Here is a 23,379-nt window from a genome sequence, read left to right as displayed (position 1 = left end):
TGATCATGCAGCTTGTTACTCGGCTATCAGCCAATCCATCCGCCACCCACCCTGGGTCTGCCCCAGCTTCTGGGACAACCACGGCAGCAACTCACGCAACTCTTCCTCCAGCCCCCACGGCGGATTGGCAATCGCCAGCCCGGAACCGTTCAGGCTGTTCGGCGTATCCAGCGGATGCACCAGCAACTCCACCCGCAACAACTTAGGCGCACCGGTACCGGCCAGGTCCTGGTAGAAACGACGCAGCGCACGCTGATCCTTCACCGGGTACCAGATCGCCGCCACGGTCTGACGCATCCGGCCAATCGCTTCTTTCAACGACGCGGCACAACGCTGCATCTCGTCGAGTTTCTCGAACGGCGGATCGATCAACATCACCGCACGCTTTTCCGGTACCGGCAGCAAGGCCCGCGACACATGCCAGCCTTCGCCCAGATGCACCTTGACCCGGCGATCACCGGCCATGTTGTCCTTGAGCAGCACGCCGTCTTCCGGGTGCTTCTCGTTGAGCAACACACGGTCCTGCGGGCGAGTCAGGCGCCGCGCCAACTCTGGCGACCCCGGGTAATAGCGCAACTGGCCATCCGGGTTCATCTCGTGCAGCACCTGCATGTAATCAGCGGTCAGGATCGGCAGATCCGGCTGATCCCACAAACGCGCAATGCCCTCCAGGTACTCACCGGTACGGTTGGCCTGATCGCCTTGAAGGTCATACAGACCAATGCCGGCGTGGGTGTCGAGATAGGCAAACGGCTGCTCCTTGCGCGACATCAGGGCGATGAGGCGGGTCAAGGTCAGGTGTTTGAACACATCGGCGTGATTGCCGGCATGGAAGGCGTGACGATAATTCATGGTTGCTCCTGCGAAGGGCGGGGAGTTTACCTTTTACCGGCCGGCAAGTCAGGGGTTCGCAGCCAAGCGGCCAGGTCTGGCACCACCCACCCCTGTGGCGAGGGGGCTTGCCCCCGCTCGACTGCGAAGCAGTCGCAAGACCAAACCCTGCGGTGCATCTGACAAAACTGAAATGCCAGTTTCTTGGGGCCGCTCCGCGCCCCAACGGGGGCAAGCCCCCTCACCACACAAACCGCTCGACGCTACTGCGATGGCCGCGCCCGCAACCGCCGCCCAACCACATCCAGCACATCACAGCCATCGCGCAACGTAATGGCGCAGAGCAAGGCGAAATCGCTGAGGATGAAGGACTCACACTCGATCGAACCGCGCATGGACAGGTTCTCAAGCACCTGGGTTACTGCGCGGATTCTGTAGTTGGCAGCGTCGGTGAGGATATCGAGTGGCGCATGGGTGTCGACGAACAGGGTGGGCATATCGGTGCAGTTGCTGGTCAACGCCATGAAGCGGTTGTCGGGATGGGGGATTGGCTTTTCGTAGGGTGGGTCGGGATGTATGGATTTCATTTTCAACGCTCTAAGGAGGAAATGGACCTGCCATTAGCCTTCCTACGGGCTAGGGTGGCAGCTATGCACGGGGTAGGAATATCGAGACCCTTAGAGCAAAACTCGACCACGCCGAAGCGTGCCCGCGCATAGCCGCCGCAACTGATCTTACGGCCGCATGCAAGCGGCCGCAAACCAGGCAGTGACGCCAATGTAGCTCTAACGGTCTTGAGAGGTTCCTACACCCCGCCACTGAATTGTCAGTGACCGCCAAAGACTATCGACGGAACTCAGGTCGCACCACTTCATGAAAACCGCTACGTTTTGAAGGAAACGTCCGAAGACCTTGCCCGGAAATTTCCTACATCTGACGCTGCTGCAGACTCGGTTCTGAAGCACTGCCGAACTGAATTCAGGGTTGATCGATTAAATCCCAGCCTCCCAAAAAACGGCCCGCCACCTGTTGGAGACGGACCGCTTTCTTTTTGGTCGGCATACATACACCGCTGCAACATGTTATGCCTGAGCACAAAATTTACGACGCTGCCCCAGCAAGTTGGCTTGATACCACATGAAGTTTGTCTATCGAAACAACTCTGACTTTCTAATAGCGAAAAGAAAAACCATTGCAGCTAATAAAGCTATAGAAGTCCATTTGATCCATTTCAGCTTTCGCTTCAGGGGAGGCGGGAAATTGTTCAAATCTTCGACGCTAACCCCGCCACGTTTCAGGTAATAACCCGGAAACGTAAGCACTCCGGATATCCATCCAACCAATAGTAGCCGCCCCCAGAGTCCGCCATGCCTCAGAGGGACCTGAGTCATGACGGCCGGACAGTTTTTCAAATGCTCCAGCATAAAATCCATCTTCGTGTAAGCCAAATGAAGGGCGACTGCAAGGCAAATAAATATGCCACCGAAATTCATTAGCCCTACAACAAGAAATATTTTATCAGCTGCGCTCAAGCTCATTGAATAGCCTCATATACGACCTCGCCAATATCCTCTCCAAATGCACTGCCAAGAGTGCCTGCGGCAAAACTGCCTATACCAATCACTATGACGCCACAAGCCAAAGTAGCTAAACCGCCAGTTGGCACACCCAGTCCGACACATATAGCTGTGCTTGCGGTACCTGTTGATGCCAGCCCAAAAAGCGCACCACCTGCCACCCCGCCAGCAAAGCTACCTGACTCAGTAAATTTAATTCGCTTACAGGCCTCAGCATTTCCCGCAGTACACACATCTTGAACCTTCAATGCAGATGCACCACCGCCAATGGCTGTGCCGACCCAACCACCGTAATTAAGGTATTTGGAAGCCTTGGCTACCCCATCAAGATGGGAAGCGTATCCCGGTATATGCTGTGCGCTGCCGGCTTCAGTCCAACGGTGAACCAAACTGCGACTTGAAATGCCCAGCGCACGCTTCAAGTTTGGATGATCAGGGAAACCAATGCCTTTGCGTGTCAGGCTGGTCATATGAGTATCGAGTTTCGCGAACAGCTGTTGGCGCTCTACAAAAAATGTCGGCAAACTCAGGTGTCCATCGCGCAGAAATGAACGCTGGTGCAACGCTTCGATTTCACGCAAGGTTTATCTACGTTATCCAGGTTGTTCTTGAAAATGCTCGCACCGATGCCAATAGCGTCCGAGCCATAGGTCAAGAAGGTCTGGATGACATCCCGGTGTTGCACCATGAAATCCGCCTCTTCCGGGCTAAGCGTTTCAAGCACCCGATTGGTCTTGGCCGCCACGTCCATGAGCAGGGCTTCTTCACGGGTGCACTGGTAGTTGCTGGGGTCGCTCAATACGATCATCGAGCCGGCTTTGATCTCGCCCTGGAGGGGATTGAGCAGCTTGAATTTACCCATCACCGCCGGGTCGCGCAGGGTGAACAACGAGGCCTCGAGCTGTTCGCGGGTGGTGCTCTTGGGCACGATATAGAAGCCAGGCTCTGCTGCCTGGATGCTGTTATCACGCGTTGGCAGGGGAGGGTTTGGCGCAGGCGCGAAGCTGGAAGATCGTGAGGCTACCGGGTTGCTGGCGGCGGTGGGTGTCGCCTGTGGAGCGGCGGTCTGCATGGCGTGCGGTGCAGCACTGCGGCTGGACTCGTAGGTACCCTTGAAAAACGATGGGATCAGCCCGGCTTTACAGGGACAGCTGCTGTAGCTGTCCAGCGAGCCCGCCACCAACCTTCCGTGACTCTTGATGTATGAAACGCCGCCCTCAATGACGTAGGTTTTGTTGTCCTTACCACAGGAAACTTGATCCCCCACACGAGCATGGGCGATGCCAAACATCATGATATTTGTAGCGCCCTCCAGAACCTTGCCACCGCAGGTAGTCTCGTCGTCTTTGCGAATGAAATATCCCTTTGCCATTACTGATCTCCCTCTCTACTGGCGCCCCAGTCATGGGCAGCGCACCACTGTTAACGATCGGTAAGCCGACTCGGGATGAGTGGCTTAACGCAAAGTACGTGGACAGAGAGGAAACTCAAGATGGCCGAGAAAATCAGGAAATGTCTCACGACCAATACTGAAAAGGACCACGGATATTGGAGGGCCAATGCTTGTTTTTCGGACTTGGCTTGCAAAAAAAACGGCCCGCACTGTTAAAGCTGCGAGCCGTTCTTTTATCAGAGTTGGGAAGAGTTCAACCCATCACCCATCACTTGTTCAAACGATAATCACTCTCGGCAGCAGCAAAACGCTGGAACATGCCGGCAGTCGGCGTGCCCATTTTGCTGACGAAGTAGATCGCCAGGCTGGCGAAGATGAAACCAGGGATGATTTCGTACAGGCCCAGCAGTTCGAAGTGTTTCCAGACGATCACGGTGATCGCGCCGACCAGGATACCGGCCAGTGCGCCGTTGCGGGTCATGTCTTTCCAGATCACGGAGATCAGCACGACCGGACCGAATGCGGCACCGAAACCAGCCCAGGCGTAGCTCACCAGACCCAGTACACGGTTTTCCGGGTTGGCTGCCAGCGCGATAGCAATCAGGGCAACCAACAGCACCATGGCACGGCCGACCCACACCAGCTCAACCTGGGAAGCGGATTTACGCAGGAAGGTCTTGTAGAAGTCTTCGGTCAGGGCGCTCGAGCACACCAGCAACTGGCAGCTCAGGGTGCTCATGACGGCAGCCAGGATGGCCGACAGCAGGATACCCGCGATCCATGGGTTGAAGAGGATCTTGGCCAGTTCGATAAACACACGCTCGTGGTTCTCGGAGACTGCGCCAGCCATGTCCGGGTGCGCCGAGAAGTAGGCGATACCGAAGAAGCCGACTGCCACGGTGCCGCCTAGGCACAGGATCATCCAGGTCATGGAGATGCGACGGGCCTTGGCGATCGACTTAACCGAATCGGCAGCCATGAAACGCGCCAGGATGTGCGGCTGGCCGAAGTAGCCCAGACCCCAGCCCATCAGCGAGATGATGCCGATGAAAGTGGTGCCCTTGAGCATGTCGAAGTTGCTTGGATCTTGCGCTTCGATGGCCAGGAAGGTGGTGTCGACACCACCGGTGGCCAGCAGCACGATGACCGGCGTCAGGATCAGCGCGAAGATCATCAGGGTGGCTTGTACGGTATCGGTCCAGCTCACCGCCAGGAAACCACCGATAAAGGTGTAGGCAATCGTCGCCGCAGCACCGGCCCACAGCGCCGTCTCGTAGGACATGCCGAAGGTGCTTTCGAACAGACGGGCCCCGGCCACGATGCCGGAAGCGCAGTAGATGGTGAAGAACACCAGGATCACGACCGCAGAGATGATCCGCAGCAGGCCGCTTTTGTCTTCGAAACGGCTGGCGAAGTAGTCCGGCAAGGTCAGTGCATCACCGTTGTGCTCGGTCTGTACACGCAGACGGCCGGCGACGAACAGCCAGTTCAGGTAGGCGCCGACGATCAGGCCGATGGCGATCCAGCTTTCGGAAAGACCGGACATGTAGATCGCGCCGGGCAAGCCCATCAACAACCAGCCACTCATGTCGGAGGCACCGGCGGACAGTGCAGTCACGACGCTGCCCAGGCTACGGCCGCCCAGGATGTAATCGGAAAGGTTGTTGGTGGAGCGATAGGCCATCAAGCCGATCAGCACCATTGCTGCGATATAGATCACGAACGTGATCAGGGTTGGATTGCTTACGCTCATTAAGTTACGCCCTGGCTTTGTTTTTATGTAGCGGCGGCTGGTGAACCGCTCGCAAACGCATACGTTTGACAGACGATCCGGATTCCCGCGCATTTATGACTGATGTTTCCCCAGGAAAGCCATCAGCCGGAGCACCCGGATTTTGTCCGGGTTGTACCTTGGACGCGAATGCTATTCAACAAAGCAAATAAGGTGCAACCAGTTTCTCGGGATTAAGTTGCACCTAGCGGGAAATAAACGTTAAAAATCGTTTTTTGCTCCTTTTCGGAGCAAAAACGAGTGTTAACTCACCGGAAAAGCACCAAGCAAATGCAGCGCAGCCTTACCAGAATTTATTTCCTGACGAGCTGCGTAATATTCCGACAAAAAAAGGGTTGCACCCGGTTGCACCTCGACAGTCTCACGGCTAATCTTGCCGCCAGCTGATGCCACGCAGTCGTGGCAAACATGAGGATAAAAACATGGCTACCACCACCCTTGGGGTCAAACTTGACGACCCGACCCGCGAACGCCTCAAGGCCGCCGCGACCTCGATTGATCGCACGCCGCACTGGCTGATCAAGCAGGCAATCTTCAATTACCTGGAAAAACTCGAGGGTGGTGCAACCCTGACCGAGCTGAGCGGTTTGACCAAGGACTCCGACGACAGCGTCGACGCGCCTCTGGATCACGCCCACCAGTGCTTCCTCGAATTCGCCGAAAGCATCCTGCCGCAATCGGTACTGCGTGCCTCGATCACCGCCGCCTACCGTCGCCCTGAGCCGGAAGTCGTGCCGATGCTGATCGAGCAGGCGCGCCTGCCGGCACCGATGTGCGACGCCACCAACAAACTCGCCGCCTCGATTGCTGAAAAACTGCGCAACCAGAAGAGCGCTGGCGGCCGTGCCGGCATCGTTCAGGGCCTGCTGCAGGAGTTCTCCCTGTCGTCCCAGGAAGGCGTGGCGCTGATGTGCCTGGCCGAAGCGCTGCTGCGCATCCCGGACAAAGGCACCCGCGATGCGCTGATCCGCGACAAGATCAGCACCGGCAACTGGCAGCCACACCTGGGCAACAGCCCGTCGTTGTTCGTCAACGCTGCCACCTGGGGCTTGTTGCTGACCGGCAAGTTGGTGTCCACGCACAACGAAGCTGGTTTGACGTCGTCCCTGAGCCGCATCATCGGCAAGAGCGGCGAGCCGATGATCCGCAAGGGCGTCGACATGGCCATGCGCCTGATGGGCGAGCAGTTCGTGACCGGCGAAACCATCGCCGAAGCCCTGGCCAACGCGAGCAAGTTCGAAGCCAAAGGCTTCCGTTATTCCTACGACATGCTGGGTGAAGCCGCACTCACCGAGCACGACGCGCAGAAGTACCTGGCCTCGTACGAACAAGCCATCCACTCGATCGGCAAAGCCTCCCACGGTCGCGGGATTTATGAAGGCCCGGGCATTTCGATCAAGCTGTCCGCCCTGCACCCGCGCTATAGCCGTGCGCAGTACGAGCGCGTGATGGAAGAGCTGTACCCGCGCCTGCTGTCGCTGACCCTGCTGGCCAAGCAATACGACATCGGCCTGAACATCGACGCCGAAGAAGCCGACCGCCTCGAGCTGTCGCTGGATCTGCTCGAGCGCCTGTGCTTCGAGCCGCAACTGACTGGCTGGAACGGTATCGGTTTCGTGATCCAGGCTTACCAGAAGCGTTGCCCGTACGTGATCGACTACGTGATCGACCTGGCTCGCCGCAGCCGTCATCGCCTGATGATCCGCCTGGTGAAAGGCGCGTACTGGGACAGCGAAATCAAGCGCGCCCAGGTCGAAGGCCTGGAAGGCTACCCGGTCTACACCCGCAAGGTGTACACCGACGTGTCCTACATCGCTTGCGCCCGCAAACTGCTGTCGGTGCCGGAAGTCATCTACCCGCAGTTCGCTACGCACAACGCCCACACCCTGTCGGCCATTTATCACATCGCTGGTCAGAACTATTACCCGGGCCAGTACGAGTTCCAGTGCCTGCACGGCATGGGTGAACCGCTGTACGAACAAGTTGTAGGCAAAGTTTCCGAAGGCAAGCTGAACCGTCCGTGCCGTGTGTACGCTCCGGTCGGCACCCACGAAACCCTGCTGGCTTACCTGGTGCGTCGCCTGCTGGAGAACGGCGCGAACACCTCGTTCGTCAACCGCATTGCCGACCAGTCGATTTCGATCCAGGAACTGGTGGCCGATCCGGTGGCAAGCATCGAGCAGATGGCGACCGTGGAAGGTGGTTTCGGCCTGCCACACCCGCGCATTCCGCTGCCGCGTGACCTGTACGGTTCCGAGCGCGCCAACTCCAGCGGCATCGACATGGCCAACGAACATCGTTTGGCGTCCCTGTCCTGCGCGCTTCTTGCTACCGCACACAACCACTGGAAAGCGGCGCCGATGCTCGGTTGCGCCTCCAGCACCGAAGCGCCAGCACCGGTGCTGAACCCGTCCGATCTGCGTGATGTGGTCGGCCATGTGCAGGAAGCGACCGTCGAAGACGTCGACAACGCGATCCAGTGCGCCCTGAACGCTGCGCCGATCTGGCAGGCCACCCCGCCCGCCGAACGCGCCGCGATCCTGGAACGTGCCGCCGATCTGATGGAAGCCGAGATCCAGCCGCTGATGGGCCTGCTGGCTCGCGAAGCCGGCAAGACCTTCGCCAACGCCATTGCCGAAGTGCGTGAAGCCGTGGACTTCCTGCGTTATTACGCGGTGCAGGCGCGCAACGACTTCACCAATGACGCTCACCGTCCGCTGGGCCCAGTGGTGTGCATCAGCCCGTGGAACTTCCCGCTGGCAATCTTCAGTGGCCAAGTGGCTGCTGCGTTGGCCGCTGGTAACCCGGTATTGGCCAAGCCTGCGGAACAGACTCCGCTGGTCGCCGCTCAAGCCGTGCGCCTGCTGCTCGAAGCAGGGATTCCGGAAGGCGTACTGCAATTGCTGCCGGGTCGCGGTGAAACCGTCGGTGCCGGCCTGGTCGGCGACGAACGCGTCAAAGGCGTGATGTTCACCGGCTCCACCGAAGTCGCGCGCTTGCTGCAACGCAACATCGCCGGCCGCCTGGACAGCCAGGGTCGTCCGATCCCGCTGATTGCCGAAACCGGTGGCCAGAACGCAATGATCGTCGACTCTTCGGCACTGACCGAACAGGTGGTGATCGACGTGGTTTCGTCGGCGTTCGACAGCGCCGGCCAGCGTTGCTCGGCCCTGCGCGTCCTGTGCCTGCAGGAAGATTCCGCTGATCGCGTCATCGAAATGCTCAAAGGTGCCATGGCGGAAAGCCGTCTCGGCAACCCTGAGCGCCTGTCCGTGGACATCGGCCCGGTGATCGACGCCGAAGCCAAGGCTGGCATCGAGAAGCACATCCAGGCCATGCGCGACAAAGGTCGCAGCGTGTACCAGGTGGCCATCGCCGACGCCGAAGAAGTCAAACGCGGCACCTTCGTGATGCCGACGCTGATCGAACTTGAAAGCTTCGACGAGTTGCAGCGGGAGATCTTCGGCCCGGTGCTGCACGTGGTTCGCTACAAGCGCAAAGACATCGATCAACTGATCGGCCAGATCAACGCTTCCGGCTACGGCCTGACGCTGGGCGTTCACACCCGCATCGACGAAACCATCGCCAAGGTGATCGACAACGTCAACGCCGGTAACGTCTACGTCAACCGCAACATTGTGGGTGCCGTGGTCGGCGTGCAGCCATTCGGCGGCGAAGGCTTGTCGGGTACCGGCCCGAAAGCCGGTGGCCCGCTGTACCTGTACCGCCTGCTGTCGACGCGTCCTGCGGATGCGATCGAACAATCCTTCGCTCGCGGCGATGCTGCCGCAGCACCGGACGTTCGTCTGCGCGACGCCATGAGCAAGCCGCTGACCGCCCTGAAAGCCTGGGCCGACAGCCACAAGTTCGCCGACCTGAGCACCCTGTGCGTGCAGTTCGCCGCGCAATCGCAAAGTGGCATCACCCGTGTCCTGGCCGGCCCGACCGGCGAGCGCAATAGCTATGCGATCTTGCCGCGCGAGCACGTACTTTGCCTGGCGGAAGTCGAAGGCGATCTGCTGACCCAACTGGCGGCGGTACTGGCTGTCGGTGGTTCAGCGGTGTGGCCGGAAGCTGACTTGACCAAGGCCTTGTTCGCACGCCTGCCGAAGGACATTCAGGCGCGCATCAAGCTGGTTTCCGACTGGAACAAGGACGAAGTGGTGTTTGATGCGGTTGTGCATCACGGCCACTCCGACCAGTTGCGTGCGGTGTGCCAGCAGGTTGCCAAGCGTGCCGGCGCCATCGTCGGTGTCCAGGGTCTGTCGCAAGGCGAAACCAACATTGCGCTGGAACGCCTGGTGATCGAGCGGGCGTTGAGCGTTAACACGGCTGCGGCGGGTGGTAATGCCAGTCTGATGACGATTGGCTAAACCGCAACACGACCGGGCAGTTACGGCTGCCCGAGCTTTAAAAGCAAGATCAAAAGATCGTCCGAAGGCTCGGGCCGCGTTCGGACGATCTTTTGCTTCTGTATCACGCACATCAATCATCCTGTTCAGTCTTTATTCCCAAGCCTAGACTCGGCCCACTCCAATAAAAGGTAGGCCGCCATGTCCGAGACGTTGCTCAGTTCCCGCAATCTGGCTTTCGAACTGTATGAAGTCCTTGATGCCGAGGGCCTGACCCAGCGTGAGCGTTTCGCCGAGCACAACCGCGAAACCTTCGATGCGGCCATTGGCACCGCCCGCAGCATCGCCGAGAAGTTCTTCGCCCCGCACAACCGCAAGGGCGACGAGAACGAGCCGCGCTATGAAAACGGTCAGGCGATTCTGATTCCGGAAGTGAAACCGGCGGTGGATGCCTTCCTCGAAGCCGGTTTCCTCAACGCCGCGCGCAGTTTCGACGCCGGCGGCATGCAGCTTCCTACGCTGCTGTCCCAGGCCTGCTTCGCGCACTTTCAATCGGCCAATGCTGCTTCGACGTCGTACCCGTTCCTGACCATGGGCGCGGCCAACCTGATCGAAAGCTTCGGCACCGAAGAGCAGAAGCGCCACTTCCTGCAACCGATGATCGACGGCCGTTTCTTCGGCACCATGGCCCTGACCGAACCCCACGCGGGCTCGTCGCTGTCGGATATTCGTACCCGCGCAGAGCCGGCGTCCGACGGCACCTATCGCCTCAAAGGCAACAAGATCTTTATCTCCGGTGGCGATCATCCGCTGTCGGAAAACATCGTGCACATGGTGCTCGCCAAGCTGCCGGACGCGCCGGCCGGGGTGAAGGGAATTTCGCTGTTCATCGTGTCCAAGTTCCTGGTCAACGATGATGGCAGCCTCGGCAAGCGCAATGACGTGTTGCTGGCCGGGCTATTCCACAAGATGGGCTGGCGTGGCACCACGTCCACGGCGCTGAATTTCGGCGATAACGGCGAATGCGTCGGCTATCTGGTGGGCAAGCCGCACCAGGGCTTGAGCTACATGTTCCAGATGATGAACGAAGCGCGGATTGGCGTCGGCATGGGTGCCGTGATGCTTGGTTACGCGGGCTATCTGTATTCGCTGGAATACGCCCGCGAGCGCCCGCAGGGCCGCGTGCCGGACAGCAAGGACCCGAACACCGCGCCGGTGGCGATCATTCAGCACGCCGACGTCAAACGCATGCTGCTGACGCAGAAGGCCTACGTCGAAGGCTCGTTCGACCTCGGCCTGTACGCGGCCCGGCTGTTCGATGACACCACGACGCTTGCGACCGAAGGCGAACGCAAGCAGGCCCATGAATTGCTGGACCTGCTGACGCCAATCGTCAAATCCTGGCCATCGGAGTTCTGCCTGAAGGCCAACGAACTGGCGATCCAGATCCTCGGCGGCCACGGCTACACTCGCGAATACCCGGTGGAACAGTACTACCGCGATAACCGCCTGAACCCGATCCACGAAGGCACCCACGGCATTCAGTCGCTGGACCTGCTGGGCCGCAAACTGGCGCAGAACGGCGGTGCGGGGCTCAAGCAGCTGATTCGCCTGATCGCCGACACCGCCGAGCGCGCCCAGGCGTTTGAGTCGCTGACGTCGCTGCGCGAACCTCTGGAAAAGCTGGTGGCGCGCCTGCAAACCGTGACCATCGGCCTGCTGACTGATCTGGCACAAGGCAAGGTCAACAGCAGCCTGGCGAACTCGGCGCTGTACCTGAAGGTGTTTGGTCACACGGTGATTGGTTGGCGCTGGCTGGAGCAGGCGATTCGTGCCGAGGAAGGCCTGGCCAAGGGTAATGCGGCGGATGTGAGCTTCTATAAAGGCAAGCTGCAGGCGGCGCGGTACTTCCTGACGTGGGAAGTGCCGGGTTGCCACCATGAGCTGGAGATTCTCGAGGCACGGGATGATGTGTGCCTGGGGATGCAGGATGAGTGGTTCTGATCAGGTATAGATTGGCGTAACGGCCACAAAAAAGATCGCAGCCTTCGGCAGCTCCTACAGAGGAACGCATTCCACATGTAGGAGCTGCCGAAGGCTCGGGCCGCGTTCGGACGATCTTTTGATCTTTTAATTCAACCGAAACCCACCCATCTGCCGCGCCAGATCATCCGCCAACCGCTGCAACGTCTGACAATCATCCCGACAAGCCCTGACCTCCCCCGCCGTCGCCCGCGCCAGATCGGAAATCCCCTGCACGTTACGATTGATTTCTTCGGTCACCGCCGATTGTTCTTCCGTCGCCGTCGCCACCTGATGATTCATATCGCTGATGCGTTCCACTTGCCCGGTAATCGCGGTCAACGAAGCCCCGGTACGCTGGCTCGACTCGACACCCGTGCCGGTCGCGGCCTGCCCGGAATGCATCGACGACACCGCGTTTTCTGCACCTTGCTTGAGGCTGCCGATCATCTGCTGGATTTCATCGGTGGAGGCTTGAGTGCGCCGCGCCAGGGTGCGCACTTCATCGGCCACCACGGCAAATCCACGCCCCATGTCTCCGGCTCGCGCCGCTTCGATAGCGGCGTTGAGCGCCAGCAGGTTGGTCTGCTCGGAAATCCCGCGAATCACCGCCAGCACCTGATCGATCGACGCCACCTGATGCGCCAATTCACCCACAGCGCTGGCGGCGACGCCGATTTCGTCGGACATGCTTTCAATATGCCGGATCGAGCCACCCACCACTTCCCGTGCCTGCATCGCCTCATCCCGAGCCGTTTGCGACGCGACCGCCGCATTGCCGGCGTTTTGGGCGATTTCCTGAACGGTCAGACCCATTTCGTGAACCGCAGTGGCGACCATGTCGGTCATTTCCTGCTGGCGGCCGGAGCGTTCGGCGGTGTTGTCCACAACTCTGGCCACTTGCCCCACAGCCGTACGCAATCGTTCGCTGGTGGTCAGTACTTCGCCGATCATGTCGCGCTGGCTATCCAGGAACCGATTGAAACCGCGAGCCAGATCGCCCAGCTCATCGGCGCGGCTGGAATCTAACCGCTGGGTCAAATCGCCACCACCGCTACCGATGGCCACCAGTGCCGCTGTTACCTGACGAATCGGTCGTACCAACCCACGGGCCAGCAACACCACCAGCAGCAGGCACACAATCGCCACCGCCAGGCCGATGCCACTGCTCATCCACATGGCGCGGCGGGCTTCGGCGTAAATCTGTGATTGCGGCACTTCGGCCACCAGGGTCCAGCCGAGATCACGTAATGGCAGGCTTAACGCGAGGAAGTCTTCACCGTCACGCTGGAAGCCGCTGCTGGTGGCAGCTTTTTGACTCATCACCGATTGTGCCGCCGTAGCACCAATCTGCTCGGTCAAAGTTCGTTTGCCACTCAATTGCGCCTCGGGATGGACCTGGATCAAACCGTCGGAACGCACGAGATAGACCTTGCCGCGCTCACCGAAGCTGAAGTTGTGGATCAGCTCCGACAGCTCTTTCATACTCAGGCCCAACCCGGCAACGCCCACGACTTTACCGGCCTGCTCGACTTTGAAGTCGATGAAAAGCGCCAATTCTCCGGTGGCCGTGTCGTTATCGATGTTGAGAGTGCGCGGCTGGTTGCTGTCGAGGAACGAGTAGAACCAGGCATCTTTCGGATTGGAACGACTGAGGGTGCGGTCCAGGCCTTTTTCGGTGAAGTAATGGTTGGACGTGGTGCCGACAATAATCGCGGTAAAGGCCTTGTGCTCGGCGCGAACACCTTCGAGATAGGTAGTGAACGTGCCGGCCTGGGCACGGTCTTCCCCCCCAGCCAGCCAGTCGCGCACCATGCTGTTGCTGGCGATGTCCTTGGCGGCGGTGAGCGGTTGGACAAGGATGCGTTCGATGTCGTTGCGCATCGCTTCGATGCTCGACGGCAAGGCTTGCTCGACCAGATAGCTCTGGGCGAGGCGGTTAACCACCAGGGTATAGATGCCAACCACGATCAGAATACTGACCAGCAAGGCGCTGCCCATACTCAGGATCAACTGCCATTGAATACTGCGTCGCCAGAACTGCATGGAGCACCCCCAAAGAATAAGAGGCTGAAACACTGCAACAGCCGTGCCGATTGTATACAAGCCAAACGACAATTTATTCTTTGGTTGTGCGCAAAGCCGATCAGGCCTGATTGATCGTCTTGGAGATCACTTCAACCGTGGCGCTGACTTGCTCTTGGTAACGGTCGAGTTCGAGCTTGTGCTGTTTCTGCATTTCGATCTGCTGGGAGCACAGATTCATCGCCGCCAGCACCAGCAGGCGGTCACCGATCAGCGTCGGGTACTTCCTCTTGGTTTCGGCCAGGGCTGCCTTCAACATCATCGCGGCGTCCAGCAGGGTCTGTTCTTCCCCGGCCGGTGCCTTGATCGAATAGTCCTCTCCCAGGATCGAGACGACTTTTACCCCTGCGGCGTTGTAACTCATGCGCTGACAGGACCTGCGCTGACGCGTTCAACCAGGGCCTGAATGCGAGCCGCCGTGGCGCCTTGCTTCTCTTCGTGTTCCATCAGGCTCAGTTGCAGGCTTTCGTTTTCATCTTTGGCCTGGGCCAGTTCCGCGGTCAGGTTCTGGTTCTGTTGCACCAGGTCGCTGACCAGTTGTTCCAATTGGCTTAGGGATGCTTCCAACATTTTGATTTTCCGGGCTTTTTCAAAGGGCGCGTACGATAAAGAAAAGTCACCCTGGATGCCAGGGTTATACAGGCGCAAAGCCTTGATTTTGCTGACGGGCGACCTTCCTCGCGAGTTTTAAAGACTGTGATTGGCCAATCTGGTTCCTGCACTTCGTCGCCACAAGGTGCAACCGGCTAAAACACGGGGGGCTCAAGACTTCAGCCAGGCGACCGATAAGTCATCCATACAGCAGCCTCAGCCCCGCACGGATGCGCTCTTTTCGGTGATCGCCATGTCCCTTCGTAATATGAATATCGCCCCTCGGGCGTTCCTCAGCTTTGCCCTGATCGGCGGCTTGATGATGGTTCTGGGGGTGTTTTCCTTGAATCAGATGAGCAAGATCCGCGGCGCCGCCGAAAACATCACCAACAACAGTGTGCCGAGCATCAAGAGCCTGGACGAGTTCACCCAGCTCACCTTGCGCCTGCGCGTGCTGTCCTACCGTTTGCTGGTGAATCGCGAGCCTGACGTGCAGCAGAAAACCGTGGAATTGCTGGAGACGCGTAACCAGCAGATTCGCGCCGCCCAGGCGACCTACGAAAAGCTGATCGCCAGCCCGCAGGAACGTGCGGCCTACGATCAATACGTACAGCTGCTGGCTCAGTACCGCCAGATCGAAGACCGGATGAAGACCCTGTCGCGCAACAATCAGGTCGACGAACTGCGCAGCTTGCTCAACACCGATTTGCTCAACAACTCCGAAGCGATCAACGCCGTGTTGAACCGCCTGCTGGAGATCAACACCCAGCAGAGCCACGACACTAACCAGCAGGCAGCCGATCAGTATGATTCGGCGTTCAACCTGGTGATCACCCTGTTGGTGATCGCCACCGCCCTGACGTTGCTGTTCGCCTGGTTGCTGACCAACAGCATCACCCAACCGATAGCCAACGCCCTGAGCGCCGCCGAACAGATTGCCGAAGGCAACCTGACGCGCCCGATCAACGTCGACGGCAAAGACGAAGCCGGCCGCTTGCTGCTGGCCATGTCGAAGATGCAGGACAAGCTGCGTGACACGCTGCAGCGCATTTCCGGCTCGGCCACGCAGCTGGCGTCCGCTGCCGAAGAACTCAACAGCGTTACTGACGAAAGCGCCCGAGGCCTGACCCAACAGAACAACGAAATCGAACAGGCCGCCACGGCGGTCAACGAAATGACCAGCGCCGTGGAAGAAGTCGCGCGCAACGCGGTCAGCACGTCCGAGGCGTCGAAGAACGCCACCACATCTGCCGGCGACGGCCGTGACCTGGTACAGGAAACCGTGAGCGCCATCGAACGCATGAGCGCCGACGTGCAGAGCACCGCCACCCTGATCGGCGACCTGGCCAACGAGTCCCGCGACATCGGCAAGGTGCTGGATGTGATCCGTGGCCTGGCCGACCAGACCAACCTGCTGGCCTTGAACGCCGCCATCGAGGCCGCACGCGCCGGTGAGGCCGGTCGTGGTTTCGCCGTAGTGGCCGACGAGGTTCGTGCCCTGGCCCACCGCACCCAGCAGTCGACCAGCGAGATCGAACGCATGATCGGCAGCATCCAGAGCGGTACCGAGCACGCGGTGGATTCGATGCGCAACAGCACCGAACGCGCCGAATCGACCCTGAACATCGCCCGCGGCGCCGGAATGTCGCTGGACACCATCAACAGCGCCATCGTCGAAATCAACGAACGCAACCTGGTGATCGCCAGCGCCGCCGAAGAACAGGCGCAGGTGGCCCGTGAAGTGGATCGCAACCTGGTGAACATTCGTGACCTGTCGGTGCAGTCGGCCACTGGGGCAAATCAGACGAGTGCGGCGAGCAATGAGCTGTCGCGCCTGGCGGTGGACCTGAACACGATGGTTGGGCGGTTTAGCCTTTAAGCTATAAAGCAAAAAGATCGCAGCCTGCGGCAGCTCCTACAGGAAAACACACATCCCTGTGTAGGAGCTGCCGCAGGCTGCGATCTTTTGAGCAGCAAAAGCTTTTTGACAGCATCACATTTCAACAGGTTAGAATCGCTGGCACGCAGACTGCATGGTCAGTTTGCGCCCGCCTTTCAGCTTTCTGGAGTACTGCCTTTGAATGCGACGACCATCAACAGCCTGTTCTTGATCGGCGCGTTGCTGGTAGGTGCGAGCATTCTGGTGAGCTCACTTTCGTCCCGTCTCGGCATCCCGATTCTGGTGATTATCCTGGCCGTCGGCATGGCGGCCGGTGTCGATGGCGCCGGCATTCTTTTTGATAACTACCCCACGGCCTATCTGGTCGGTAACCTCGCGCTGGCGGTGATCCTGCTCGACGGCGGCCTGCGCACCCGGGTGTCGAGTTTCCGCGTGGCGTTATGGCCGGCGCTCTCGCTGGCCACGGTCGGCGTGTTGATTACCACCGGGCTGACCGGCATGGCGGCCGCATGGCTGTTCAACCTGAACCTGATCCAGGGCCTGCTGATCGGCGCCATCGTCGGCTCCACCGATGCCGCGGCGGTGTTCTCGCTATTGGGCGGTAAAGGCCTGAACGAACGGGTAACCGCCAGCCTTGAAATCGAATCCGGCAGCAACGACCCGATGGCGGTGTTCCTCACCGTTACCCTGATCGACATGCTCGCCAGCGGCCAGACCGGCCTGCACTGGAGCCTGCTGACCCACCTGTTGCGCGAATTCGGCATCGGTGGCGTCATCGGCCTGGGCGGCGGCTGGCTCATGCTGCAACTGGTCAACCGCATCAACCTGGCCACCGGCCTGTATCCGATTCTGGTCATCGCCGGTGGCCTGGTGGTGTTTGCCCTGACCAACGCCCTGCACGGCAGCGGCTTCCTCGCCGTGTACCTGTGTGGATTGATGATTGGCAACCGCCCGGTGCGCAGCCGCCACGGTATTTTGCACATGCTCGACGGCATGGCCTGGCTGGCGCAAATCGGCATGTTCCTGGTGCTGGGGCTGCTGGTGACGCCTCACGACCTGCTGCCTATCGCCTTGCCGGCACTGGCCCTGGCGCTGTGGATGATTCTGTTTGCCCGGCCACTCTCAGTGATGGTTGGCCTGTTGCCGTTCAAGGCGTTCCATGGTCGCGAAAAAGCGTTCATTTCCTGGGTCGGCCTGCGCGGCGCGGTCCCGATCATTCTCGCGGTGTTCCCGCTGATGGCCGGCCTGCCCAACGCCCAGCTGTACTTCAACCTCGCGTTCTTTATCGTGCTGGTGTCGCTGCTGGTTCAGGGCACGAGCCTGCCGTGGGTCGCCAAGCTGCTGAAGGTGACGGTGCCCCCGGAGCCTGCACCCATCTCCCGCTCGGCCCTGGAAGTGCACGTCACCAGCGAGTGGGAGCTGTTCGTCTATCGCCTCGGCGCGGAAAAATGGTGCATCGGCTCGCCCCTGCGCGAGCTGAAAATGCCCGAAGGCACCCGTATCGCCGCCCTGTTTCGTGGCCAACAATTGCTCCATCCGTCGGGTAGTACGGTGCTCGAAGTCGATGATTTGCTGTGTGTTATCGGCCATGAACACAACCTGCCGGCCCTCGGAAAACTCTTCAGCCAGGCGCCACAACGGGGCCTCGATCTGCGCTTCTTCGGCGACTTCGTACTCGAAGGAGACGCCCAGCTGGCCGCGGTTGCGGCCCTCTATGGCCTGAAGGTCGAAGGCATCGATCCGGACATGTCCCTGGGCCACTTCATTGCCCATAAGGTCGGCGGCGCGCCGGTGGTGGGTGACCAGGTTGAATGGAACAACACCATCTGGACCGTGGCGGTCATGGACGGGAACAAGATCGGCAAAGTGGGCGTCAGATTCCCCGAAGGAAGTCGCCCGGGTCCCGGACTCTTCCTCTAAACTGCTTCCACTATCACTTGCTTGACCGGTCTTTATGCCTAACCTGCGCTCCATTTTCGCCATTGCCCTTTTGGGCTTGAGTCTCTCTGTCGGCCCCCTTGGTTTATCGCAAGCGGCGCAAGCGGCCGAACCACCCTCCAGCGAAGCCGTGCAGGCGAGCCTGGACAAGATCGCCGACCGCAAACTGCCGGAAGCCGATCAGAAGGCCCTGCAAACCGTCCTGCAAAGCACGCTGAACCAGCTCAACAACAAGCGTGACTACGAGCAGAAACTGACCGCGCTCAAGCAGCAATTGAACAATGCGCCCAAACAGACCGTCGAGAACCAGCGGGAACTGACCCGCCTCAAAGCCAGTAACGTGGTGCCGGTGGCGCAGCGATTCGCCAAAGAACCGATCCAGCAGCTTGAGCAAATGCTCACCGAGCGTTCCACCCAGCAAAGCGACCTGCAAAAAGCCCTGGCCGATGCCAACAGCCTGATCATCACCGCCCAGACCCGCCCCGAGCGCGCCCAGGCGGAGATCTCCAGCAGCCAGACGCGCATTCAGCAGATCAATACCATCCTCAAGAACGGCAAGGACGGCGGCAAGGCCTTGAGCGCCGAGCAGCGCGACCAGCTCAATGCCGAGCTTGCAGCGCTGAACGCGCTGATCCCGCTACGGCGCCAGGAACTGGCCGGCAATACCCAATTGCAGGACCTCGGCAACAGCCAGCACGACCTGTTGTCGGAGCGATCCGACCGCCTGGATCGGGAAATCCAGGAACTGCAAACCCTGATCAACCAGAAGCGTCTGGCGTTGTCCCAGGAAACGGTCACCCAGCAATCCATCGAAGCGCAGAAGGCCGGCGGCAGCAGCCTGCTGGCCACCGAAAGCGCGACCAACCTGAAACTTTCGGACTACCTGCTCAAAAGCACCGACCGTCTCAACGAAGTCACCCAGCAAAACCTGCAGACCAAGCAACAGCTGGACAGCCTGACCCAGAGCGACTCGGCCCTGGACGAGCAAATCAACGTGCTCAAAGGCAGCCTGCTGCTCTCGAAGATTCTCTACAAACAGAAACAGGCGTTGCCGCGCCTGCGGCTCGACCGCAACCTGGCCGACCAGATCGCCGACATACGCCTGTACCAATTCGAAGTCAGCCAGCAACGGGAGTTGCTGAGCAATCCGACCACCTATGTCGAAAACCTGCTGTCGACCCAGCCGCCCGAGCAAGTCACGCCACAACTGCGCAAAAGCCTGATGGAGCTGGCCACCACCCGCACCGACCTGCTGGAACGCCTCAATCGCGAACTGAGCGCGGTGCTCAATGAATCCATCACCCTGCAACTGAACCAGAAACAACTGCTCAGCACGGCGCAAAGCCTGCGGGCGACGCTCGATGAGCAAATGTTCTGGATTCCCAGCAACAAGCCGCTGGAGCTGGAGTGGATCAGCAGTGTGCCGGATCGCCTCCAGCGGCAACTCGATTCACTACCGGTTCTTTCAAGCCTGAGCGAACTGACCGACGGCCTGACCCAGCGCCCGCTGCTGTTCCTGCCGCTGGCCCTGCTGATCGGCGCACTGCTGTGGCGGCGCAAGAATCTGTACGCGCGACTGAACAAGGTTCACCAGGACATCGGTCACTTCAAACGCGATAGCCAGTGGCACACGCCGCAGGCGATTCTGATCAATATTCTGCTGGCGATGCCGGTTTCCCTGGGCCTCGCCTTGTGCGGGCTGGCCCTGCGAATCGACGCCCGTGGGCAGAACGCCAATATGGGCGCGGCGCTGCTGCAAATGGCCGGGGCCTGGCTGGTGTTCTACACCGCCTACCGGATCCTCGCACCGGGTGGTGTGGCAGAACTGCATTTCCGCTGGGAAAAGCCCCAGGTGGAATTCCTGCGCAGATGGATCCGCCGCCTCGGCATAGTGGTGATGGCACTGGTGACCGTAGTCGCCGTTGCCGAACAGCAACCGGCGGCGCTGGCCGATGACGTGATCGGCATGCCGGTGGTGCTCACCTGCTACGCCTTGATGACCTTGCTGCTCAGCCGCTTGCTCATCAGCAGCCCGACCCACGAGAACGCCTCGCTGTTCCGCAAGTTCGTGGGGATCTTGTTCACCGCCCTGCCCGTCGCGCTGTTCGTGGCGGTGTGCTTCGGCTACTACTACACCGCGCTGAAGCTCAGCGACCGCTTGATCAACACCCTGTACCTGCTGATGTTCTGGCTGGTGATCGAAGCCACGTTCGTGCGCGGCCTTAGTGTGGCGGCCCGGCGGCTGGCCTACCAACGCGCCCTGGCCAAACGACTGGCCGCAAAAGAAGCCAGCGATGGCGAAGCGGTTATCGAAGAACCGACGATGGACATCGAGAAGGTCAACGAACAGTCCCTGCGCCTGATCCGCCTGGCATTGCTCGGCGGCTTCATGGCGGCACTGTATTGGGTCTGGGCCGACCTGATCACGGTGTTCTCGTACCTGGACAATGTCACGCTCTACGAATACACCAGCGGCACCGGCGCTAATATGAGCATGGTGCCGATCAGCATCGGCGACATGCTCGGCGCGCTGATCATCATCGGTATCACCTTCGCCCTGGCGCGCAACCTGCCCGGTCTGCTGGAAGTGTTCGTGCTGTCGAAACTCAACCTGGCCCAGGGCAGCGCCTACGCGACCACCACATTGCTGTCCTACGTGATCGCCGGCGTCGGTTTCGTCTCGACGCTGTCGACCCTCGGCGTAAGCTGGGACAAGTTGCAATGGCTGGTGGCGGCACTGTCGGTCGGTCTCGGTTTCGGCATGCAGGAGATCTTCGCCAACTTCATTTCCGGCATCATGATCCTGTTCGAACGCCCGGTGCGGATCGGTGACACCATCACCATCGGCAACCTGTCGGGGACCGTAAGCAAGATCCGCATCCGTGCCACGACCATCACCGACTTCGACCGCAAGGACATCATTGTCCCGAACAAGACGTTCATTACCGGGCAACTGATCAACTGGTCGCTGACCGACACCATCACCCGGGTGACCCTCAAGCTCGGTGTCGACTACGGCTCGGACCTGGACCTGGTGAAAGAGCTGTTGCTCAAGGCCGCGCGCGATAACCCGCGCGTCCTGAAAGACCCGGAGCCACACGTGTACTTCCTGAATTTCGGCGAAAGCACCCTCGACCACGAGTTGCGCATGCACGTGCGCGACCTCGGCGACCGCAACCCGGTACTCGACGAGGTCAACCGCTTCATCAACCGCGAGTTCAAGAAGCAGCACATCAACATCTCGTTCCGGCAGATGGAGGTCTACCTCAAGAACCTCCACGGCCAGGAATACAAGATGGTGCCGATCGAGCCGGAAGCGAAGACCATCGTGCCACTGGTCGATGGCAAGCCACCGAAAGAGCCGCCCGCCGCCGAACTCGACTAACCAGCCATTCCCCAGCAGAATGCTCGGACATTCTGCTGGAGCCGGCCCTTGAAAGCCCTCGACGAACTCACTTTCGATAACCGTTTCGACCGCCTGGGCGATGCGTTTTCCGCCCATGTGCTGCCCGAGCCCATCGATAATCCGCGCCTGGTCGTGGCCAGCCCCGCCGCCATGGCGCTGCTGGACCTCGACCCGGCCGTGGCCGAAACCCCGGAGTTCGCCGAACTGTTCAGCGGCCACAAGCTCTGGGCCGACGCGATCCCAAGGGCGATGGTCTATTCCGGGCATCAGTTCGGTGCCTACAACCCGCAACTGGGCGACGGTCGCGGCCTGTTGCTTGGCGAGGTGTACAACGAGGCCGGCGAACACTGGGACCTGCACCTCAAGGGCGCCGGCCAGACACCGTTTTCACGCATGGGCGACGGCCGGGCGGTGCTGCGTTCGTCGATCCGCGAATTCCTCGCGTCCGAAGCCCTGAATGCCCTGAACATCCCGACCACCCGCGCCCTGTGCGTGATCGGCTCCGACACCCCGGTGTGGCGCGAAAAGCAGGAGCGCGCGGCCATGGTCCTGCGCCTGGCGCCGAGCCATGTGCGCTTCGGGCACTTCGAATATTTCTACTACACCAAGCGCCCGGAGCAGCAGAAAGAGCTGGGTGATCACGTGCTGGCCATGCACTTCCCGGAGTGCCTGGAACAACCAGAGCCGTACCTGGCGATGTTCCGCGAAGTAGTCGAGCGCAATGCCGAACTGATCGCCAAATGGCAGGCCTATGGCTTCTGCCACGGGGTGATGAACACCGACAACATGTCGATCCTCGGGATTACTTTCGACTTCGGCCCGTTCGCCTTCCTCGACGACTTCGACGCCAACTTCATCTGCAATCACTCCGACGACCAGGGCCGCTACTCCTTCAGCAACCAGGTGCCGATAGGCCAGTGGAACCTCAGCGCGTTGGCCCAGGCCCTGACGCCGTTCATCAGCGTCGAAGCCCTGCGCGAAACCCTCGGCCTGTACCTGCCGCTGTTCCAGGCCCATTACCTGGACCTGATGCGCCGCCGCCTCGGCCTGACCACTGCTGAAGACGACGACCAGAAGTTGCTGGAGGGCCTGCTGCAACTGATGCAAAACAGCGGCGTCGACTACAGCCTGTTTTTCCGTCGCCTGGGTGATGAAGCACCGCAACAGGCCATCACCCGCTTGCGTGACGACTTCGTCGACCTCAAGGGCTTTGATGCCTGGGGCGAACTCTACGTCGCCCGGGTGGCCCGTGAAGGCACGCTTGATCAACATCAGCGCAGCCAGCGGATGCACGCGGTCAACCCGCTGTACATCCTGCGCAACTACCTGGCGCAAAAGGCCATCGAGGCGGCGCAGAACGGCGACTACTCGGAAGTCCGCCGACTGCACGCGGTGCTGAGCAATCCGTTCGTGGAACAACCGGGGATGGAAAGTTATGCCGAGCGACCACCGGAGTGGGGCAAGCATCTGGAGATCAGTTGTTCGTCGTGAG

15 protein-coding genes and 2 pseudogenes are annotated in these 23,379 nt (G+C 60.1%); 7 read left to right on the top strand and 10 right to left on the bottom strand.

Annotated features, from left to right (window positions below; translation table 11 throughout):
* Window positions 1-15: 15 nt before the first annotated feature.
* The 6 genes from AC1D19_RS21120 to putP form a co-directional block, all read right to left on the bottom strand.
* Entirely contained in the window at window positions 16-852 is an 837-nt protein-coding gene (locus AC1D19_RS21120) for a 23S rRNA (adenine(2030)-N(6))-methyltransferase RlmJ (protein WP_429390986.1), read from the bottom strand.
* A gap of 242 nt (window positions 853-1,094) precedes the next feature.
* Window positions 1,095-1,418 carry a hypothetical protein gene (locus tag AC1D19_RS21115; protein ID WP_477764450.1) on the bottom strand — a complete coding sequence of 108 codons (324 nt, stop codon included), beginning with the start codon at window positions 1,416-1,418 and terminating at the stop codon, window positions 1,095-1,097.
* A 561-nt stretch (window positions 1,419-1,979) separates the two neighbouring features.
* Window positions 1,980-2,369: a hypothetical protein gene (locus AC1D19_RS21110; protein ID WP_477764449.1), complete on the bottom strand. Its 390-nt coding sequence runs from the start codon at window positions 2,367-2,369 to the stop codon at window positions 1,980-1,982.
* Window positions 2,366-2,989: a hypothetical protein gene (locus AC1D19_RS21105; protein ID WP_477764448.1), complete on the bottom strand. Its 624-nt coding sequence runs from the start codon at window positions 2,987-2,989 to the stop codon at window positions 2,366-2,368. The genes AC1D19_RS21110 and AC1D19_RS21105 overlap by 4 nt, the downstream gene beginning before the upstream one ends.
* On the bottom strand, window positions 2,935-3,780 hold the full coding sequence (locus tag AC1D19_RS21100) for a PAAR domain-containing protein (protein WP_477764447.1): 846 nt from the start codon (window positions 3,778-3,780) through the stop codon (window positions 2,935-2,937). The genes AC1D19_RS21105 and AC1D19_RS21100 overlap by 55 nt, the downstream gene beginning before the upstream one ends.
* A 289-nt stretch (window positions 3,781-4,069) precedes the next feature.
* Window positions 4,070-5,554, bottom strand: coding sequence for a sodium/proline symporter PutP (gene putP, locus AC1D19_RS21095; protein WP_414914196.1), 1,485 nt, complete (start codon window positions 5,552-5,554; stop codon window positions 4,070-4,072).
* A 461-nt stretch (window positions 5,555-6,015) separates the two neighbouring features.
* Here putP and putA point away from each other — a divergent pair, with 461 nt between their 5' ends.
* Window positions 6,016-9,966 (top strand): trifunctional transcriptional regulator/proline dehydrogenase/L-glutamate gamma-semialdehyde dehydrogenase, encoded by a 3,951-nt coding sequence (putA, locus tag AC1D19_RS21090; protein WP_477764446.1) that lies wholly within the window; start codon window positions 6,016-6,018, stop codon window positions 9,964-9,966.
* 180 nt (window positions 9,967-10,146) lie between these two features.
* On the top strand, window positions 10,147-11,949 hold the full coding sequence (locus tag AC1D19_RS21085; protein WP_477764445.1) for an acyl-CoA dehydrogenase: 1,803 nt from the start codon (window positions 10,147-10,149) through the stop codon (window positions 11,947-11,949).
* 126 nt (window positions 11,950-12,075) lie between these two features.
* Here the strand turns inward: AC1D19_RS21085 and AC1D19_RS21080 are convergent, their stop codons facing one another.
* The 4 genes and pseudogenes from AC1D19_RS21080 to AC1D19_RS21065 form a co-directional block, all read right to left on the bottom strand.
* Entirely contained in the window at window positions 12,076-12,807 is a 732-nt protein-coding gene (locus AC1D19_RS21080; RefSeq protein WP_477759729.1) for a methyl-accepting chemotaxis protein, read from the bottom strand.
* Between the two features lie 132 nt (window positions 12,808-12,939).
* Window positions 12,940-13,968: pseudogene (locus tag AC1D19_RS21075) on the bottom strand (HAMP domain-containing protein); the annotation flags it as partial.
* A 145-nt stretch (window positions 13,969-14,113) separates the two neighbouring features.
* Window positions 14,114-14,416: a cell division protein ZapA gene (locus AC1D19_RS21070; protein ID WP_007981180.1), complete on the bottom strand. Its 303-nt coding sequence runs from the start codon at window positions 14,414-14,416 to the stop codon at window positions 14,114-14,116.
* Window positions 14,413-14,622, bottom strand: coding sequence for a hypothetical protein (locus AC1D19_RS21065; protein WP_095943263.1), 210 nt, complete (start codon window positions 14,620-14,622; stop codon window positions 14,413-14,415). Before AC1D19_RS21065 ends, AC1D19_RS21070 begins: the two co-directional genes overlap by 4 nt.
* Window positions 14,623-14,896: 274 nt before the next feature.
* Here AC1D19_RS21065 and AC1D19_RS21060 point away from each other — a divergent pair.
* From AC1D19_RS21060 to selO, 5 genes and pseudogenes are all read left to right on the top strand, one after another.
* Window positions 14,897-15,667: pseudogene (locus AC1D19_RS21060) on the top strand (MCP four helix bundle domain-containing protein); the annotation flags it as partial.
* Entirely contained in the window at window positions 15,650-16,522 is an 873-nt protein-coding gene (locus AC1D19_RS21055; protein WP_371927684.1) for a methyl-accepting chemotaxis protein, read from the top strand. The pseudogene AC1D19_RS21060 and the gene AC1D19_RS21055, both read left to right, overlap by 18 nt.
* 198 nt (window positions 16,523-16,720) lie before the next feature.
* Window positions 16,721-18,463, top strand: coding sequence for a potassium/proton antiporter (locus AC1D19_RS21050; RefSeq protein WP_477764444.1), 1,743 nt, complete (start codon window positions 16,721-16,723; stop codon window positions 18,461-18,463).
* Between the two features lie 34 nt (window positions 18,464-18,497).
* Window positions 18,498-21,866, top strand: a complete 3,369-nt coding sequence (gene mscK, locus AC1D19_RS21045) for a mechanosensitive channel MscK (protein WP_477764443.1) — start codon at window positions 18,498-18,500, stop codon at window positions 21,864-21,866.
* Between the two features lie 48 nt (window positions 21,867-21,914).
* Entirely contained in the window at window positions 21,915-23,378 is a 1,464-nt protein-coding gene (gene selO / locus AC1D19_RS21040) for a protein adenylyltransferase SelO (protein ID WP_477764442.1), read from the top strand.
* Window position 23,379 lies beyond the last annotated feature (1 nt).

It is taken from the genome of Pseudomonas sp. P1_C12 (assembly GCF_056406435.1).
The sequence above is the reverse complement of the archived record's forward strand: the minus strand, read 5'-3'. Positions and strand labels throughout refer to the sequence as shown.

Bases quoted from the DNA above. Each gene is read 5' to 3' on its own strand.
- AC1D19_RS21120 (WP_429390986.1), bottom strand. From the start codon at position 852: ATGAATTATCGTCACGCCTTCCATGCCGGCAATCACGCCGATGTGTTC.
- AC1D19_RS21115 (WP_477764450.1), bottom strand. From the start codon at position 1,418: ATGAAATCCATACATCCCGACCCACCCTACGAAAAGCCAATCCCCCAT.
- AC1D19_RS21110 (WP_477764449.1), bottom strand. From the start codon at position 2,369: ATGAGCTTGAGCGCAGCTGATAAAATATTTCTTGTTGTAGGGCTAATG.
- AC1D19_RS21100 (WP_477764447.1), bottom strand. From the start codon at position 3,780: ATGGCAAAGGGATATTTCATTCGCAAAGACGACGAGACTACCTGCGGT.
- putP (WP_414914196.1), bottom strand. From the start codon at position 5,554: ATGAGCGTAAGCAATCCAACCCTGATCACGTTCGTGATCTATATCGCA.
- putA (WP_477764446.1), top strand. From the start codon at position 6,016: ATGGCTACCACCACCCTTGGGGTCAAACTTGACGACCCGACCCGCGAA.
- AC1D19_RS21085 (WP_477764445.1), top strand. From the start codon at position 10,147: ATGTCCGAGACGTTGCTCAGTTCCCGCAATCTGGCTTTCGAACTGTAT.
- AC1D19_RS21080 (WP_477759729.1), bottom strand. From the start codon at position 12,807: ATGGTCGCCACTGCGGTTCACGAAATGGGTCTGACCGTTCAGGAAATC.
- AC1D19_RS21070 (WP_007981180.1), bottom strand. From the start codon at position 14,416: ATGAGTTACAACGCCGCAGGGGTAAAAGTCGTCTCGATCCTGGGAGAG.
- AC1D19_RS21065 (WP_095943263.1), bottom strand. From the start codon at position 14,622: ATGTTGGAAGCATCCCTAAGCCAATTGGAACAACTGGTCAGCGACCTG.
- AC1D19_RS21055 (WP_371927684.1), top strand. From the start codon at position 15,650: ATGTCGAAGATGCAGGACAAGCTGCGTGACACGCTGCAGCGCATTTCC.
- mscK (WP_477764443.1), top strand. From the start codon at position 18,498: ATGCCTAACCTGCGCTCCATTTTCGCCATTGCCCTTTTGGGCTTGAGT.